The sequence below is a fragment of the Methyloversatilis discipulorum genome, assembly GCF_000385375.1.
Classification (GTDB): domain Bacteria; phylum Pseudomonadota; class Gammaproteobacteria; order Burkholderiales; family Rhodocyclaceae; genus Methyloversatilis; species Methyloversatilis discipulorum_A.
This window is the reverse complement of record NZ_ARVV01000001.1, coordinates 3,502,178-3,518,519: the sequence shown is the minus strand read 5'-3', so window position 1 is coordinate 3,518,519 and position 16,342 is coordinate 3,502,178. Positions and strand designations below refer to the sequence as shown.

12 protein-coding genes are annotated in these 16,342 nt (G+C 66.2%); 3 read left to right on the top strand and 9 right to left on the bottom strand.

Annotated elements, in window-relative coordinates; genetic code table 11:
• From METRZ18153_RS0116380 to METRZ18153_RS0116370, 3 genes are read left to right on the top strand one after another with little or no spacing between them, the layout of a single operon-like run.
• A complete protein-coding gene (locus tag METRZ18153_RS0116380) occupies positions 1-564 on the top strand; it encodes a YfiR family protein (protein WP_020165756.1) in 564 nt (187 codons plus the stop codon).
• Complete coding sequence (locus METRZ18153_RS0116375; protein ID WP_020165755.1) at positions 561-3,350, top strand: hybrid sensor histidine kinase/response regulator; 2,790 nt, start codon at positions 561-563, stop codon at positions 3,348-3,350. Before METRZ18153_RS0116380 ends, METRZ18153_RS0116375 begins: the two co-directional genes overlap by 4 nt.
• Positions 3,331-5,424 (top strand): putative bifunctional diguanylate cyclase/phosphodiesterase, encoded by a 2,094-nt coding sequence (locus tag METRZ18153_RS0116370; RefSeq protein ID WP_029143832.1) that lies wholly within the window; start codon positions 3,331-3,333, stop codon positions 5,422-5,424. The genes METRZ18153_RS0116375 and METRZ18153_RS0116370 overlap by 20 nt, the downstream gene beginning before the upstream one ends.
• A gap of 16 nt (positions 5,425-5,440) precedes the next feature.
• On the opposite strand, the gene METRZ18153_RS0116365 is transcribed toward METRZ18153_RS0116370, so the two are convergent.
• From METRZ18153_RS0116365 to METRZ18153_RS0116325, 9 genes are all read right to left on the bottom strand, one after another.
• A complete protein-coding gene (locus tag METRZ18153_RS0116365; protein ID WP_020165753.1) occupies positions 5,441-6,103 on the bottom strand; it encodes a hypothetical protein in 663 nt (220 codons plus the stop codon).
• A 47-nt stretch (positions 6,104-6,150) separates the two neighbouring features.
• Positions 6,151-7,188: a trypsin-like peptidase domain-containing protein gene (locus METRZ18153_RS0116360; RefSeq protein WP_020165752.1), complete on the bottom strand. Its 1,038-nt coding sequence runs from the start codon at positions 7,186-7,188 to the stop codon at positions 6,151-6,153.
• 10 nt (positions 7,189-7,198) lie between these two features.
• Complete coding sequence (locus METRZ18153_RS0116355) at positions 7,199-8,068, bottom strand: quinoprotein dehydrogenase-associated putative ABC transporter substrate-binding protein (protein WP_020165751.1); 870 nt, start codon at positions 8,066-8,068, stop codon at positions 7,199-7,201.
• Between the two features lie 297 nt (positions 8,069-8,365).
• Positions 8,366-10,168 carry a methanol/ethanol family PQQ-dependent dehydrogenase gene (locus METRZ18153_RS0116350; RefSeq protein WP_029143830.1) on the bottom strand — a complete coding sequence of 601 codons (1,803 nt, stop codon included), beginning with the start codon at positions 10,166-10,168 and terminating at the stop codon, positions 8,366-8,368.
• Positions 10,169-10,619: 451 nt separating this feature from the next.
• Positions 10,620-12,422 carry a methanol/ethanol family PQQ-dependent dehydrogenase gene (locus tag METRZ18153_RS0116345; protein WP_020165749.1) on the bottom strand — a complete coding sequence of 601 codons (1,803 nt, stop codon included), beginning with the start codon at positions 12,420-12,422 and terminating at the stop codon, positions 10,620-10,622.
• 323 nt (positions 12,423-12,745) lie between these two features.
• Complete coding sequence (locus tag METRZ18153_RS0116340; RefSeq protein ID WP_020165748.1) at positions 12,746-13,723, bottom strand: VWA domain-containing protein; 978 nt, start codon at positions 13,721-13,723, stop codon at positions 12,746-12,748.
• On the bottom strand, positions 13,720-14,259 hold the full coding sequence (locus tag METRZ18153_RS0116335) for a hypothetical protein (RefSeq protein WP_020165747.1): 540 nt from the start codon (positions 14,257-14,259) through the stop codon (positions 13,720-13,722). The genes METRZ18153_RS0116340 and METRZ18153_RS0116335 overlap by 4 nt, the downstream gene beginning before the upstream one ends.
• Positions 14,256-15,284 carry a vWA domain-containing protein gene (locus METRZ18153_RS0116330; protein ID WP_020165746.1) on the bottom strand — a complete coding sequence of 343 codons (1,029 nt, stop codon included), beginning with the start codon at positions 15,282-15,284 and terminating at the stop codon, positions 14,256-14,258. The genes METRZ18153_RS0116335 and METRZ18153_RS0116330 overlap by 4 nt, the downstream gene beginning before the upstream one ends.
• Positions 15,281-16,342: a hypothetical protein gene (locus METRZ18153_RS0116325; protein WP_020165745.1), complete on the bottom strand. Its 1,062-nt coding sequence runs from the start codon at positions 16,340-16,342 to the stop codon at positions 15,281-15,283. The genes METRZ18153_RS0116330 and METRZ18153_RS0116325 overlap by 4 nt, the downstream gene beginning before the upstream one ends.

The window sequence follows — 16,342 nt, the reverse complement described above, 5'->3', positions numbered from 1 at the left end:
ATGGCGCTCCGCACGCGCACCCGGGCTCTGCGCTGCCTGCGTTGGGTCGGCACCGTCGGCGCACTGCTGTGTGCGCTGGCCGGTCAGGCGCAGCCGCACCTGCCGGAGGAGCAGCTGAAGGCGGCCTTCGTGTTCAACTTCGCCAAGTACATCGAATGGCCGGCCGAGGAAGGCACGCTGGCGCAGATCGTTGCCTGCGTGATCGGCGATGCCAGCGCGATCGGCGACGCGCTGGGCGCCTTCCACGGACGGGCCGTGGCCGGGCGCACCTTCCATGTGAGACGCCATGTGCAGCCCGAGGAGCTCGATCGTTGCCACATCGCGGTGCTGAGCGACAGCAGCGACCGAGGGGTGGTGGCCGCGCTGAAGCACGTGCCGGCGCAGGCGGTGCTGACGGTCAGCGACGCCGACGGCTTCGTCGATGGCGGCGGCATGATAGGCATCGTGCGCAATGGCGACCGGCTGCAGTTCGACATCAATCAGGCGGCGCTGCAGCGGGCCAACCTGAAAGCCAGTTCGCAGCTGCTGAAACTGGCACGCAACCTTGGAGCGCGGCCCCGATGAAGCTGCCACGCCTGTTCGCCGAGCCGCCCGATCTGCCGCTGCGCGCCCGGTTGCGCCGCGTGCTGCTGCTGTCGCTGGCGACCGGGCTGGTGATCAACTTCGTGCTCACCTCGCTCAATGGCCTGCTCGGCGAACGCGAGCGGCTGGTCGATCAGCTCGACGCGACTGCGCGCATCATCGGTGCCAACAGCGCGTCGGCACTCGCCTTCAGCGACCCCGATGCGGCGCGCGGCACACTGTCCGCGGTGTCCAGCGTGGCGGCGGTGACGCGTGCCTGGATACAGCTGAACGACGGCGTGCCCTTCGCCGCATTTCCGCCGTCCGCACCGCCGCCGCTGCCGGGGCAGCAGATCAACGAAATGACGGTGATCGGTGCGCTGTGGTCGCCGCGCCTGCTGTTCGCGCGGCCGCTGGTCGACGACGATCAGCGCCTCGGCGTCATCGTGCTGGAGGCCGATCTGCTGCCGTTGTGGAGCCGGGTTGCCACCACCATGCTGATCAATGGCATCGCCACCGCGCTGTCCTTCCTGCTCGCCTACCGGCTGTCGGCCGGCATGCAGCGGCGGGTGACCGATCCGGTACAGGCGTTGATCGCGTCGGCGCGCCGGGTGGTCGACGAACGTCGCTACGACGTGGCGGTGCCGCGCCTGGCCAATGACGAGATCGGCCAGCTCACCGATCGATTCAACGAAATGCTGCACGAGATCGCGCTGCGCGACGCCGAACTGCGCGGCCATCGCGATCGCCTGGAAAGCGAAGTCGAGGCGCGGACCAGCGAGCTGCGGGTGGCGAAGGAACAGGCCGAGGCGGCAAACGAGGCGAAGAGCCGCTTCCTCGCCAACATGAGCCACGAAATCCGCACGCCGATGAACGGTGTCATCGGCATGGCCGGTCTGCTCGAACGCACCCGCCTCGACGACCGTCAGCGGCGCTATGTCGAAGGCATCGCCGGCTCGGCCGAATCGCTGCTGCGCGTGATCAACGACGTGCTCGACTTCTCCAAGATCGAGGCGGGCAAGCTGACGCTGGAAAAGGTCGTGTTCTTTCCGCGCCAGGTGGTCGAGGATGTGGTCATGCTGTTCGCCGACAGCGCACGGGCACGTGGCATCGAGCTGTCGCTGCGCATCGATCCGGCGCTGCCGCGGGCGCTGATCGGAGATCCGCACCGGTTGCGCCAGGTGCTGGTGAACCTGGTGTCGAACGCGGTGAAGTTCACCGCCAGCGGCGAGGTGCTGGTCGATGTGTCGACCACCGGCGCCGACCAGCAGGCACGGCCCGGTCGCGCCGTGCTGCATGTCGATGTGATCGATACCGGCGCCGGCATTCCGGCGGTGGCCGAAGCGGACATCTTCGAGGCCTTCTCGCAGGGCGACAGTTCGACCACCCGCCAGTACGGGGGCACCGGCCTCGGGCTGGCGATCACGCGCGAACTGATCCTGCTGCAGAAGGGGGCCATCGGCTTCTGCAGCGTGCCACGCTACGGCACGCGATTCTGGTTCGTGCTGCCGTTCGACATCGCCAGCGTGCGTTCGTCGTCGCCGCTGCCGCCGAGCACGGTGCGCCGGGTACTCGTCGTCGATCCGGTGCCGCGCGCTGCGCGGACGCTGGCGGACATGCTTGACGAACTGAGCGTCGAGCATGCGCGCTGTGCTGACGCGCACGGTGCGATGGCGGCGCTGATGCATGCGTACTTCTGCGGCCTGCCGTTCGACGCGGTGCTGTGTGCGCAGAAGCTTCCGGACGGCGATGCGCCCACGCTGGCCGGTGTGCTCGCGCAGCGCCTGGCCGAGCCGCCGCTGTTCGTCTGCGTGCAGGGCTTCGCCGACCCCGAGGTCGTCGAACCGCCAATGGCCACGCTGCGCAAACCGGTGCTGCGTGGTGAGCTGCAGTCCGTCCTGGGCGGCGACACGCCGCCGCGCCGTGTTTCGGCCGATGTCGCCCCATCGGCCGCCGCACCGGATGCGCGGCCGATTTCCGTATTGCTGGTGGATGACCATCCGGTCAATCGCGAGATATCGGTCGAGATGCTGCGCGAACTTGGCTACCGCGTCAGCACCGCGGACAACGGCGTCGAAGCGTGCGAAGCGGTCGAACAGACCGTGTTCGACCTGGTGCTGATGGATTGCCAGATGCCGGTAATGGACGGTTTCCAGGCGACGCGGCGTATCCGCGAATTCGAGCAGGACGCCGGACGGACCCCGGTGCCCATCGTCGCGCTGACGGCCAACGCCTTGCGCGGCGACCGCGAGCGCTGCATCGAGGCCGGCATGAACGATTACCTGCCCAAGCCGCTGCCGCTGCGCGAACTGAACAGGATGGTGGAGCGCTACGTCCGCAAGGAGGGCGTGGCCGATGCGACGCCGGCGGCGGGCGCGATGGCGGCGACCCTGATCGACGAAGTACAGTTGTTCAGCGTGCCCGGCATGCGCAGCAATGGTTCAGGGTTGATGACACGCATGACTGCGTTGTTCCGTCGCGAGTCGTCGTCCAGCCTGGCGGCGATGCAGGCGGCTGCGGCGAAGGGCGATGCGCCGGCGCTGCGGGCGGCGGCGCATCGGCTCAAGAGCTCGAGCGGTGCGCTCGGGGCCCGCCTGGTCTATGAGAGGGCGCGCGAGATCGAGAACGCGGCGCGCACCGGCCGCGTCGACTTCGACGACGTGGCACAGCGCACATTCGAGCAGATTCTGCTGCAGACATGCAGCGCTCTGGAATATTTGATGACGACACAGGGCGCTGCATGCGCGCCGGATGCGACGGGAGCCGACGGTGATATTGCTGGTCGATGACGATGTGATGGTCCGCCTGATGGCGGCAGAGGCGCTGATCGCCTCGGGGTTCGAGGTGATGGAGGCCGCGGACGGCGAACAGGCGCTCGACCTGTTTGACCGCCACGAGTTCTCGCTGGTGCTGCTCGACGTGAGTCTGGGCGGCATCGACGGCTTCGAGGTGTGCCGACAGATGCGCGAGCGGCCGCACGGGCGTTCGCTGCCCATCATCATGCTCACCGGTATGGACGACACGCACTCGATCGACAGCGCCTACTCGCTGGGCGCCACCGATTTCGTCACCAAGCCGCTGAACTGGACCCTGCTCGTCTATCGTGTGCGCTACGCATTGCGTGCGGCTCACACCGTCGCCGACCTCGAAACGTCGGAGCGCCGGCTGGCGGTTGCCCAGCGCGTCGCCAGACTGGGCGGCTGGCTGTGGCATGTCGACGAGGATCGCTGCGAGCGCAGCAAGATCTGCCTCGACCTGTGGGGCGACACGCCCAGTTCGCTGCACGAGGAGCCCTTCGGTCTGCTGTCGCGCGTGCTCAGCCCGGACCGTCAGCATCTGCGCGAGGCGATGGAGCGCGCCCGCGAAGGCGAGGCCTACCAGATGAGTTTCCGCGTGCAGCGCGACGAGGGCACCGTGGTGACGCTGTACGAGCAGGCGCTGCCGGTGCGCGACGAATTCGGCCGCGTGGTGCGCATCGAGGGCGTCACGCAGGACGTGACCGAGCGCGAGCAGGCGCAGCGACGCATCCGCTTCCTCGCCTACCACGACAGCCTGACCGGTCTGGCCAATCGCCAGATGTTCCGTGAAATGCTGGACCACACACTGGCGCGCTCGCAGCGCACCGGCTCGCGCTGCGCGCTGCTCTATCTCGATCTGGATCGCCTGAAGCGCATCAACGACAGCTATGGTCACACGCTGGGCGACCAGATACTGCGCGAGGTGGCGAGCCGGCTGCTCGCGTCCATCCGCTCCGCCGATCTGGTGGCGCACGACGATTCGCTGCACGAGGAAGTGGTGGCGCGGCTGGGCGGCGACGAATTCACCGTGCTGCTGACCGACCTGTCGCGCGCCGAGGACGCCGCGCGCGTGGCGGCGCGCATCTGCGCCGAACTGGGCCGGCCGCTGCAGGTGACCCACGTCGAACTGGTGGTGACCGCGTCGATCGGCATCGCCATCTTCCCGGACAACGGCGCCGATCCGGAAACGCTGCTGCGTCACGCCGACATGGCGATGTACGCGGCCAAGCAGCGCGGGCGCAACACCTACGAGTTCTTCACCGAAGCGATGCAGCAGCAGGCGGTCGAACGGCTTTCGCTGGAGCAGGATCTGGCGCGGGCACTGGAGAGCGGCCAGTTTTCTCTGCATTATCAGCCGCAGGTCGACGCCAGCAGCGGCCGCATCGTGTCGGCGGAAGCGCTGCTGCGCTGGGAGCACCCGGAGCGCGGCATGGTGTCGCCGGTTCAGTTCATTCCGGTGGCCGAGGAAACCGGCCTCATTGTGCCGCTCGGCGAGTGGGTGGTACTGACCGCCTGCCGCCAGATGGCGGAATGGCGTCAGGCCGGCTTGCCGGTGGTGCCGGTCGCGGTGAATCTGTCGGCGCACAACTTCCGCTCGGATTCGCTGCTCACGTCGATCGCGCACGCGCTCGAATCGACCGGCCTGCCGTCGAGCTATCTGCACGTCGAGCTGACCGAGAGTGCCGTGATGCAGGAGCCCGCGGCGGCGATGAAGACGCTGGGCGCGCTGAAGGCGATCGGTCTGAAGCTGTCGATCGACGACTTCGGCACCGGTTACTCGTCGCTGTCTACGCTGAAGCAGTTCCCGATCGACCTGCTGAAGATCGACCGCAGCTTCGTCCGCGATCTGCCGGAAGACGGCAGCAGCGCGTCCATCGTCGAAGCCATACTGGCGCTGGCGAATGCGCTCGGTCTGGGCGTCGTGGCGGAAGGGGTCGAAACGACTGCACAGCGAGACTTCCTGTGCAGCCGTCGTTGCGGCCTGATGCAGGGCTACCTGTTCTCGAAGCCGCTGCCGGCCGACGGATTCGCCCGGCTGCTCGGAGCGGTGCCGCGTCAGGCCTGAGCGGCACCGTACAGGCTCAGCCCTTGCTGCCCGCCAGCACCATGTCTTCCTCGATCAGGACGTTGTTGCCATCCGGCACCACGGTGTCCACGCGGTAGATGCCGCCGGGCACGGCGTCGGACAGCACGAAGATATAGGTCTTGCCGAGGTACTTCGGAAACTTCTGCTTGTTCGGATCGTCGCGGTAAGGCGTGATGCGGTATTCCTTCGCATCCACCGTCTTGCCGCCGAAGCTCACCTTGACCGGCGTGGCCTTCGGTCCTTCGGCCAGTGCCAGGCGGATGCGCTTGCGGAAGTAGTTCGATTTGCCGCCGGTCAGCCGCTCCATTTCACGGATGTCGCGTTCGAGGAAGCACATCAGGGCGGGGTTGCTTTGCGCGGCGTCGATTTCCGGAATTTCGGTCTTGCGAACGCCGCTCAGACAGCTGGTGCTCACCTTGCGGGCGCCTTTTTCCTCGCTGACGCGCACTTCGACCGTGTCCTGGAACGCGGCCTCCTGGCTGCCGCTGCGCTTGAACGAATAGCTGAGCGTGGCCGGGGCCTTCACGGCCGACATCTGGTCGTTCATGAACAGCTGCTTCTCGGCTTCGGTGATTTCCTGGCTCGGCTCTGCGTGAGCGATGCCGATCGATGCGAACAGTCCGAAAAGCAGGGCGGGAAGGGTGGGGCGGAACTTCATGGTGACTCCTCGTGATTGCCGGGTCTATGCCCGTTCTGGGGGTGAATTCAGCATGTTGTTGACGCACCGCCGGCGCAGGCGTTGACGCGCGCGTCGAGGGCTTCGACGGCGGTCGGCGCGATGCGCTCGAGACGGGCGCGCGCACTGGCATAGGCGGCCTGATCATTCGTCCGGTACTGCGCCAGTGCGAGGTCGCTGATGAAAACGGGGTTGTTGCTTTCGAGTGCATCGGCGCGCACAAAGGCGGCTGTCGCGTCGATGCCGCGCCCGGCCTGTGCGCGGCCGAGCGCGTGCCAGGCGGAGGCATTTTGCTGATCGCCGGCGATCCAGTCGCGCGCGAGGCGTTCCAGGTCGGCCCAACGACCTTCCGCTTCGAGACGCAGCGTCTGCAGGAAGGGCGGCAGAGCCGGCTCCGGGGCGTCCCAGAACGGACGGCCGTCGAGCGGTGCGACCTCGGGGCCGGGCGGCAGCTTCAGCGCCTCGGTGATCCAGGCGACCGGTACGGAAAACTGATTGTCGGTGCCGGCGCGGAACTTGAACGTCATCAGACCCACGAGGCGGCCGTCGCGGTCAAACATGCCGCCGCCACTGGCGCCCGACGTGAACGGCGTGGTGCTCTGGATGACCTGCGCACCGTCGTGTGCATGCAGACGCAATACCGTTCCGTTGCTGACGCGCGGTGCAGCGCCGAGGATGTAACCCAGCGCCACCAGTTCCTCGCCCGGCTTGAGCGGCGTTTCGCGCAGCGGTACCGGCGGCACCTGCGCAGCACCCGGCACATCGAGCAGGCACAGGTCGCGCGCGACCATCGCCCGCTGGCTGCTCACCTGCATCCGTTCACCGTTGGACACCACGCGCAGCGTGCTTGCCCGCGCGGTGACGTGGCAGGCGGTGGCGATGACGCCCGGCGCCACCGCCACGCCGGTGCCGACACCCACGTTGCCGCGGGCATCGGACGCTTCCACCTTCAGCACGCTGGGACGCAGGCTGATCAGCGCCGCGATGTCCCGCTCGCCCAGCGCGCTGGCCAGCGACGGCAAGGCGGCGAGCAGCAGGGTCGCGGTCAGGCGGAAGTACGTCGACACGACCCGAGTCTCAGCGATCCGCCGCGGTGTGGCTGGCCTGCGATTCGTCGATCAGCGGCACACCGTAGGAGGTCAGGATGGCCTGGATGCCCGGCAGGTTGCGCTGGACGGATTCCTCGATCTTGTTCTTCCAGTCCTTCTCGCCGTAACGCACTGCCATCGTGATCGCGTAGTCGAACTTGACGTTGTTTTCCGGCGGAAAGCCGACGGTGACCAGGTCGGTAGCGCCGGAATTTTTCGCGAAGTAGCCGGCGATCGGACCCCAGGCCATCGCGACGTCAAGCTTGTCGGCGACCAGATCCTTCTCGACGATTTCGCCCGGGTAGGCGCCCGGATCGCCGGACTGGCGCTGGTACGAGATGGCCTGATCGAACAGCTTGTTGCGCAGCAGCCAGTCCACCGGCGGCGTCTGCGAGAAAACGCCGAACTTCAGTTTGGACAGCTTTTCCGGCGGCAGCTTAAGCAGGTCGTCCGGCACCTTCACGTCGTCCAGACCGCGCCCCTTCTTGAACACCATCGCGTAGGTCGAGCGGTAGTAGGGCTTGATCGTGGCGCCCATGTCGAAACCGACCGGGACACCGACGATGAGGTCGCACTTGTACTTGCCTGGAATCTTCTCGTGCTTGGCGCGCAGCGTCATGCGCACGAAGCCCATGCGGTGCGGGAAGAAGGCGTATTCGAGGGTGTAGCCGAGATCCTTGGCCAGAAGCTCGGCAATCTTGTTTTCGTAACCTTCGCCCTTGTCGTTCGACAGGGGCAGGTTGTTCGGATCGGCGCAGACGCGCAGCACCTTGTCGTCGCCGGTTTCGGCAGAAGCGAGCGGCGCGGCGAGTGCGGTGGCGGCAGCCAGGGCGAGGGCAGCGGACAGTCGATACTTCATCTTGGGGTCTCTCCTCCGTGTCTATATGGCGTGATGTCTTTTTTATCGAAGGGGTGGCAGGCGCCAAACCTTCAAGGTGACAGTCTGACATCGACCGAGGGGATTTTGTTTTGTGAATTCCGGTGATTTGTTCCACGCGCGCGATGCGCGGGGCGCACTCGCGATCGATGACGGCAGGCAGGTGCGCCGGGTCCCTGTGCCATCCGGGCAAAAAAACTGGCACCTGCGTTGCCGCGAGGTGCCAGTTCAGGGTCAGACGGGAGAGCGCCTCAGACGCCCTCCTTGTGCTGTGCCAGATTACGGCAGTGCGAACACCGTCATCACGCCACCCAGTTCGGTGTAGCTCGCCAGTTCGGCGTAGCCACCCACGGCGCCCAGACCATCGGTCGGCTTCTCGAGACCGGCTGCCAGACCGATACCGGCCCAGCCACCAATACCCGACAGGATGCCGATGTACTGCTTGCCCTTGTATTCCCAGGTGTTGACGTTGCCGATGATGCCGGACGGGGTCTTGAACTTGAACAGTTCCTTGTTGATGTCGTCAGCATCGACGCACTTGAGGTAACCCTCGAGCGTGCCGTAGCAGGCGATGCCACCGGCCGTGACCAGGGCGCCCGACCACACCGAGAACTTCTCCGGCTTGGACTGGACGATCTTGCCCTTGCCAGCGTCCCAGGTGATGAAGTTGCCCATGCCGCCGTGGCTGCCCGGGGCCGGGAACATCGACAGGGTGGCGCCGACGTACGGCTGGCCAGCGGTGTACTCAACGCGGAACGGCTCGTAGTCCATGCAGACGTGGTTGGTCGGCACGTAGAACAGGCCATTCTTCGGGCTGAACGCAGCGGGTTGCTGGTCCTTGGTACCCAGAGCTGCCGGGCAGACGCCCTTCGTGTTCACGTCTTCACCGTTCTGACGGGTGGAGTACTTGGCCACGACTTGCGGACGGCCGGTGTTCATGTCGACGTGGGTCGCCCAGTTCACCTTCGGATCGTACTTCTCGGCCACCAGCAGTTCGCCGGACACGCGGTCCATCGTGTAGGCAAAGCCGTTACGGTCGAAGTGCACCGCAACCTTGCGCTTCTTGCCCTTCACATCCACGTCAGCCAGGATGACTTCGTTGATGCCGTCGAAGTCCCACTCGTCGTGCGGGGTCATCTGGTAAACCCAGCGAGCCTTGCCGGTATCGACATCACGCGCCCACAGGGTCATCGACCACTTGTTGTCGCCCGGACGCTGCGACGGGTTCCAGGTCGAGGGGTTGCCCGAACCGTAGTACATCAGGTTCTCTTGCGGGTCGTACGAGTACCAGCCCCAGGTCGTGCCGCCACCGATCTTCCACTGGTCGCCCTGCCAGGTCTTCAGCGACGAATCCTTGCCCACCGGCGCCATCTTGCCGTTGGTCCAGGTCATGGTCTTTTCCGGGTCCATCAGCATTTCTGCGTCGGGGCCGGTCGAGTAGCCCTTCCACACCTGCTTGCCGGTGTTGATGTCGTAGGCAGCGACGTAGCCGCGGATACCGAATTCACCGCCGGAGATACCGGTGATGACCTTATCCTTGAACACGTGCGGGGCGTTGGTGTTGGTACCGCCGACCTTCGGGTCGCCGTTCTTGACTTCCCACAGCTTCTTGCCGGACTTGGCATCCAGCGCGACCAGCATGGTGTCTGCCTGCTGCAGGAACACCTTGCCTTCCGCGTAGGCGAGACCACGGTTCACCGTGTCGCAGCACATCACCGGGATCACGGACGGATCCTGCTTCGGCTCATACTTCCACTTGATCTTCTGGGTTTCCAGATCGATTGCGAAAACCTTGTTGGGGAAGGGGGAGTGCACGAACAGGGTGTCGCCGATCACCAGCGGACCGCCTTCGTGACCGCGCAGAACGCCGGTCGAGAAGGTCCAGGCCACCTTCATGTTCTTTACGTTGCTCTTATTGATCTGGTTCAGCGTGCTGTAGCGCTGGTTCTCGAAGTTGCCGGCTTGCATTGCCCAGTTTTTCGGGTCTTTGATCAGCTTGGCGACGTCGGCGTTAGCGAGCGCAGTGCCCGGGATGGCCAGAGCGGCGACCCACAGGGGCAGTTGTTTCATCTTGCTAGACATAGGCTCCTCCTCATTGCTACCAAAATGTGACCGGACACCCCATGTCGTAGGCTCCGGCCGCTGTTGCCCTGCGACGCCCATAAGTGCCCCCGGGCGTCGAGGTAATGAAGATATAGCACACGATTTTTGAACAGCGGGAAGTTTTCCCCGCAAGATCTTAAAATTTTAAACTTGACGAGTTGTTGTAAACGTGCTCTTCCGCGTCCAAATGTCGTTTGGTCGGGATGATTGCCCTCGCTTGTGGCGCGCTGCAACATGGAAAAAATCGCTGGATGTTGCAGCGCGCAACAGCGTCGCCGACACTGTGTGACGCTGGAACGTTCCGGAATGGAACACTTGGTATTGCTTAATAATTAGGCAGTCCGGGCGAAAAAAAACGGCACTTCGCGGTAAAGCGAAGTGCCGCTCGATCACCGGCCGCTCGGGCCGGTTGTCCAGGACAGACAGCGGATCAGGGCAGTGCGAACACCGTCATGACGCCACCCAGCTCGGTGTAGTTGGCCAGTTCGGCGTAGCCGCCGACGGCGCCCAGACCGTCGGTGGATTTCTCCAGGCCGGCTGCCAGACCGATACCGGCCCAGCCACCGATACCCGACAGGATGCCGATGAACTGCTTGCCCTTGAATTCCCAGGTCGTCACGTTGCCGATGATGCCGGACGGGGTCTTGAACTTGTACAGTTCCTTAGTAATGTCGTCGGCGTCGACGCACTTGAGGTAGCCCTCGAGCGTGCCGTAGCAGGCGATGCCGCCGGCCGTGACCAGGGTGCCCGACCACACCGAGAACTTCTCCGGCTTGGACTGGACGATCTTGCCCTTGCCGGCGTCCCAGGTGATGAAGTTGCCCATGCCGCCGTGGCTGCCCGGGGCCGGATACATCGACAGCGTCGCGCCGACATAGGGCTGACCCGCGGTGTATTCGACGCGGAACGGCTCGTAGTCCATGCAGACGTGGTTGGTCGGCACGTAGAAGAGGCCGTTCTTCGGGTTGAACGACGCCGGCTGCTGGTCCTTCGTGCCGAGCGCGGCCGGGCAGATGCCCTTGCTGTTCACGTCCTCACCGTTCAGGCGGGTCGAGTACTTGGCCACCACCTGCGGGCGGCCGGTCACCATGTCTACATGGGTGGCCCAGTTAACCTTGGGGTCGAACTTCTCGGCCACCAGCAGTTCGCCGGTCACGCGATCCAGCGTGTAGGCGAAGCCGTTACGGTCGAAGTGAACGGCGACCTTGCGCTTCTTGCCCTTGACGTCGATGTCGGCAAGGATGACCTCGTTCACACCGTCGAAGTCCCACTCGTCGTGCGGCGTCATCTGGTAGACCCAGCGCACCTTGCCGGTATCGACGTCACGCGCCCACAGGGTCATCGACCACTTGTTGTCGCCCGGACGCTGCGACGGGTTCCAGGTCGACGGGTTGCCGGTGCCGTAATACATCAGGTTTTCCTGCGGGTCGTACGAGTACCAGCCCCAGGTCGAACCGCCGCCGATCTTCCACTGGTCGCCCTGCCAGGTCTTCAGCGACGAATCCTTGCCCACCGGCGCCATCTTGCCGTTGGTCCAGGTCATCGACTTTTCCGGGTCCATCAGCATTTCGGCGTCGGGGCCGGTCGAGTAGCCCTTCCACACCATCTTGCCGGTGTTCAGGTCGTAGGCGGTCACACGACCGCGCACGCCGAACTCGCCGCCGGAAATGCCGGTGATCACCTTGTCCTTGAACACGTGCGGAGCCTGGGTGTTCGTCTCGCCGATCTTCGGATCGCCGTTCTTCACGTCCCACAGCTTCTTGCCGGTCTTGGCGTCGAGCGCGACCAGCACGGTGTCGGCCTGTTGCAGCAGAATCTTGCCTTCGGCGTAGGCGAGGCCACGGTTAACCGTGTCGCAGCACATGACCGGAATCACCGACGGGTCCTGCTTGGGCTCGTACTTCCAGACGATCTTCTGGGTTTCCAGATCGATCGCGAACACCTTGTTGGGGAAAGGCGAATGCACGAACAGCATGCCGCCGATCACCAGCGGGCCGCCCTCGTGGCCGCGCAGCACGCCGGTCGAGAAGGTCCACGCCACCTTCAGATCCTTGACGTTCTTCTTGTTGATCTGGTTCAGCGTGCTGTAGCGCTGGTTCTCGAAGTTGCCGGCCTGCATGGCCCAGTTCTTCGGATCCTTGATCAGTTTCGCCAGATCGGCGTTGGCCATCGCTGCGCCCGGAACGGCGAGCGCGGCGAGCCACAGGGGCAGTTGTTTCATCTTCACGGACATGGGGTGTTTCTCCTCGTTGCTTTCCCAATGGCCCACGCCTGAACGGCCCGGACCGGCGGCCCCCGCCGGAGCCCATAAGTGACTCTCTGTTGACGGGTTATGGACTTATACATCGCAGAATGCAACGACGGGATGGAATCCCCCGACCAAGAGCCTGGATGCCCCGATGTCGGGACGGATTCACGGTCAAAACGGGGATATATCCCGGATTCAAGGATTTGGCGGGGGCGTGTGTGCCGCTGTCATTCGAGCGGGACGCAGGCTGGAATCCGGGGTGTGGCGATATGCAACGTCTGCCGGCAGACGCAGGCCGGAGCGCGGGCTCAGCGCCGAAAACGGTCCGGGCGGAAACCCCAGGCGAGGCTGAGCACGCCGAGCAGGGCCGGCAGCCAGCCCAAGCGGGTCGGCACCGATTGCGTGCGACCGAGTTCGGGGTCGGTCAGCGCGGCCGCCAGCCCGTCGGCGTCGGCCAGCGTGTGGTAGGCCATGCCGGTCTGCGACGCCAGTTCGCGCAGGTGCGGCGACTTCAGGCTGGACAGATGTTCGGTGCCGGCGACCACCGCCTGCTGTGCCACGGCCTGACCGGACTCATCCACCATCGCTTCGCCATTTGCGCTCGATCCGGTACGTCCGCGCGTCGCCGTGTCGGTCTGCGATACCTCGTCGGCACGCCAGTAACCGAGCGGCCGACCATCCGGATCGAACTTCGGGATCGGGCTCAGCGCACTGCCGCCGGTGCCGACGATGAGCCCCTTCACCGCGCCCGGTTCGCCATCGAAGGAGGGGCGAATCTTCGGGTGCAGCGGCGGCGCCTCGTGACCGTCGGTGACGAACACCAGCGACGGCTTCTGTTCCAGATCCTTCAATGCGCGGATCGACGAGAACAGGCCTTTCGACACCTCGCTGGCGCCGGCCCAGGACATCTGGCCGTCGATGCTGGACAGCGTTGCCAGCAGTTCGTGATAGTTGCTGCACACCTCGACCGGCGTCATCAGCGCCAGCAGCCGGTACTCCGAGAACACGCCCCAGCCGATGCGCGAACCGCAGGGCAGGGCGCGCAGCGACTCGGCCAGGCTGTGCTTGGCATAGGTCAGGCGGTCGACCGGTTTGCCGTCGAGCTCGTAGTCGCGCGTGTTCATGCTCTGCGTGATGTCCAGCACCACCATGTGCGTGTAGCTGCGACCCGGCAGCGACACCGGCGGCAGCACGGCGGCAAGCCCGAACAACAGCACCGCCACCGTCAGCGGCCGCGCCTGCGGGCTGCGCGCACGCGCCAGCAGTTGTCGCGTCGTCGCGATCATGGCAGACCCAGCGTGAAGGCCTTCATCGTCGTCACGGCCCGCTCGCTGTTCTGCGGCAGCGGCGGTCCTTCCTCGATCGCGCTTTCACGCTCGGGTGCCAGGCGCAGCGCCCGCTCGAGGTTGTACTTGGCGTCCCAGTGCTGCGGGTTCAGACGCAGCAGCTCGCGGTAGCTCGACTTCGCCAGCTCGGCCAACGGCAGCGACTTGCCTATGCTCTCCGGTCCGAACTGCAGCGCCTCGCGCAGGTGCAGGTTGCCGAGGTTGTACAGCACCGACTGCAGCAGATCGCCGTCGGTACTGCGCGACAGGTCCTTGTAGGCACGCACTGCGCCTTCGTAGTCGTTGCGCGCCGCCAGCGACAGCGCGCGCGCGAACTCGGCCTGCGGGGTGTCCTGGGTCGCCGCCGCGTCGATGCCGCTGTCGACCAGACGATTGAAATCGCGGGCCTTGGACAGGCGGTAGCCCTCCCAGGCCGCCACCGCGACGCTGACCGCGATGCCCGCGGCGAGCAGGGACGCGACACTGCGCAACTTCATGACTGCAACTCCTCTTTCCATGCCGGCCGCGTGATCAGACGGCAGGCCAGTGCGATCGCGCCGGCGAGCAGGGCCAGCGCGAAGCACCAGCCCGAAAAATCGCGCCGCGGAATGCGTTCGACGTAGTCGAGCGGCAGGTTCTGCTGGCGATCGACCTCGGCCACCGCCTGCTTCACCGCCTCCGGGTCTTCCGCCTCGAAAGCTTCGTACGGCACACCGGTCGATTTCAGGAATTTGTGCAACGCCGCCTCCGGCACGTTGCCGTCGTTCTCGTCCGCGTTCAGGCCCAGGCTCAGCGCCGAGCGGATGAACACCCAGTAGACGGCGACGCGGTTGCGTTCGAAGGCGCGGCGGATCTTGCCGCGCATTTCGTCGTCGATCTGCGCTGCGCCGTCCGACACCAGCAGCAGGATGCGGCTGCCGGAATAGGCGCGGCGGTCGAACTGTTCGGCGCCGGCCAGCAAGGCGCGGCCGATGTCGGTCTCCGACAGGCCGCGGCCGATGCCGCCGGCCTCGATGCCGGCCTGCACCACGTCGCCGTGCTGGGTGAAGGGCACGACCAGCATCGGCGACGAGCTGAACAGCAGCAGCGAGTAGCGATCCTCGGGGCGTCGTGCCGCGAACTCCGCGAGCAGGCGGCGCGCCACCTTGCCCTTGGCCTCCGCCGTGGTGTCGATCGACGGTTGCCGGCCCTTGGGCAGCAGCGGTTCGTCCATGCTGCGGCTGCGGTCGAGCACGATGACGATTTCGGCGCCGCGGCCGGTGCGCTGCTGTTCGGTTGCCGGCTGCGCCAGCCCGGCCAGGCCGAGCACCGCCGCCACGATGGCGAGCGCAGCGGCGATGCGACCGCCGCGCAGTACGGCATTACCCAGCGCATCGCGCGGCAGCCAGTCTATGCAGCCGTAATCGAGCGAATGGCGCCGCCGCGGCCACAGCGGCAGCAGCGCCAGCGGCAGCGCGAGCAGCCACAGCGGCGCGGTCAGTTCGAGCGCACCGGGCCACAGGTTCAGGACCAGATCGTTCATGCCAGCGCGCTGCGTTCCAGTTTCGCCGCCTGCGCACACAGCGTGCGCGGCTCCACGCCGTCGACCGCACGGTCGGCGAAGAAGCGCGTCTGCGAGGCCTCGAAGAAGCGGCGCAGGTCGGCTTCCAGCGGGGCCAGCCACGGCGCGCGGGCGAGCAGCAGCGGCAGGTTGTGATCGCGCACCACCTGGCCGGCGGTGTCGTCGAGCGCGCGGTGCAGCCGGCGCCAGACCTCGATCGAACCGGCATCCAGCCGCGCGATGTCGCGCTGGGCACGCGAGAACGGCAGGCGTCGCCGCGCGTTGAACTGGCGCAGCAGGGCCAGCGCCGCCCACAGCGCCACCAGCAGCGCGCCCGCATACAGCGCGGCGTGCAGCCCGCGTTCGTAGGGCGCGGTGTCGATGTGCGGCGCCGGGTCGTCCGGTCGCATCTCTTCCAGTCCGGCGCGCGCCAGCACCACATTGGGCGTGAGCGGCGCCACCGTCAGCGGCATCGGCGTGGTCTGCAGGCGGCGACCCGATACCGCGGTTTCGATGTCGAGCGCGGGCAGTTCGATCGCGCGCAGCTCTTCCGGCACGTTGATGATCTGGTAGTCCAGCACCAGCCAGCGGCGGCCGGCCGCGTCGCGCTCGATACGTGCGTCGCGGCGCTCGAACCAGTTGCCGGTGCGCTCCAGCGGCGGCAGCGCGCCCAGTTCGAGCGGTTTGCCGTCGTATTCCAGCACCACCCGCTGCGTCACGATGTCACCGATGACGTAACCGAAGGGGCGCAGCGGATCGACCTCAGGATTGACGGCCGAGATCGCGGGCGCAGCCGGTGCGGCCACGTCGGCCGCCGGTTCGGCCGGCGCTGCAGCGGGCTCGGCGGGGGCCGCAGCCGGGTCCGGCGGCGGCGGAATGACGTAGCCGGTGGGCTGCGGCGGCGTGTCCGGAGCAGCCGCTGCATCGGTACCGGCGGCAGGTGCCGGCGGTGTTGTGTCCTGCGCCTGGGTGGCGCCACAGCAGATCAGGGCCAGCGCCGCACAGGCGCTCAGCAGGCGCAGTCTCCAGAAGGAAGGCAT

Excerpts from the sequence above, each read along its gene's own strand:
- METRZ18153_RS0116380 (WP_020165756.1), top strand. The coding sequence starts at position 1 with ATGGCGCTCCGCACGCGCACCCGGGCTCTGCGCTGCCTGCGTTGGGTC.
- METRZ18153_RS0116375 (WP_020165755.1), top strand. The coding sequence starts at position 561 with ATGAAGCTGCCACGCCTGTTCGCCGAGCCGCCCGATCTGCCGCTGCGC.
- METRZ18153_RS0116365 (WP_020165753.1), bottom strand. The coding sequence starts at position 6,103 with ATGAAGTTCCGCCCCACCCTTCCCGCCCTGCTTTTCGGACTGTTCGCA.
- METRZ18153_RS0116355 (WP_020165751.1), bottom strand. The coding sequence starts at position 8,068 with ATGAAGTATCGACTGTCCGCTGCCCTCGCCCTGGCTGCCGCCACCGCA.
- METRZ18153_RS0116350 (WP_029143830.1), bottom strand. The coding sequence starts at position 10,168 with ATGTCTAGCAAGATGAAACAACTGCCCCTGTGGGTCGCCGCTCTGGCC.
- METRZ18153_RS0116345 (WP_020165749.1), bottom strand. The coding sequence starts at position 12,422 with ATGTCCGTGAAGATGAAACAACTGCCCCTGTGGCTCGCCGCGCTCGCC.
- METRZ18153_RS0116340 (WP_020165748.1), bottom strand. The coding sequence starts at position 13,723 with ATGATCGCGACGACGCGACAACTGCTGGCGCGTGCGCGCAGCCCGCAG.
- METRZ18153_RS0116335 (WP_020165747.1), bottom strand. The coding sequence starts at position 14,259 with ATGAAGTTGCGCAGTGTCGCGTCCCTGCTCGCCGCGGGCATCGCGGTC.
- METRZ18153_RS0116330 (WP_020165746.1), bottom strand. The coding sequence starts at position 15,284 with ATGAACGATCTGGTCCTGAACCTGTGGCCCGGTGCGCTCGAACTGACC.
- METRZ18153_RS0116325 (WP_020165745.1), bottom strand. The coding sequence starts at position 16,342 with ATGCCTTCCTTCTGGAGACTGCGCCTGCTGAGCGCCTGTGCGGCGCTG.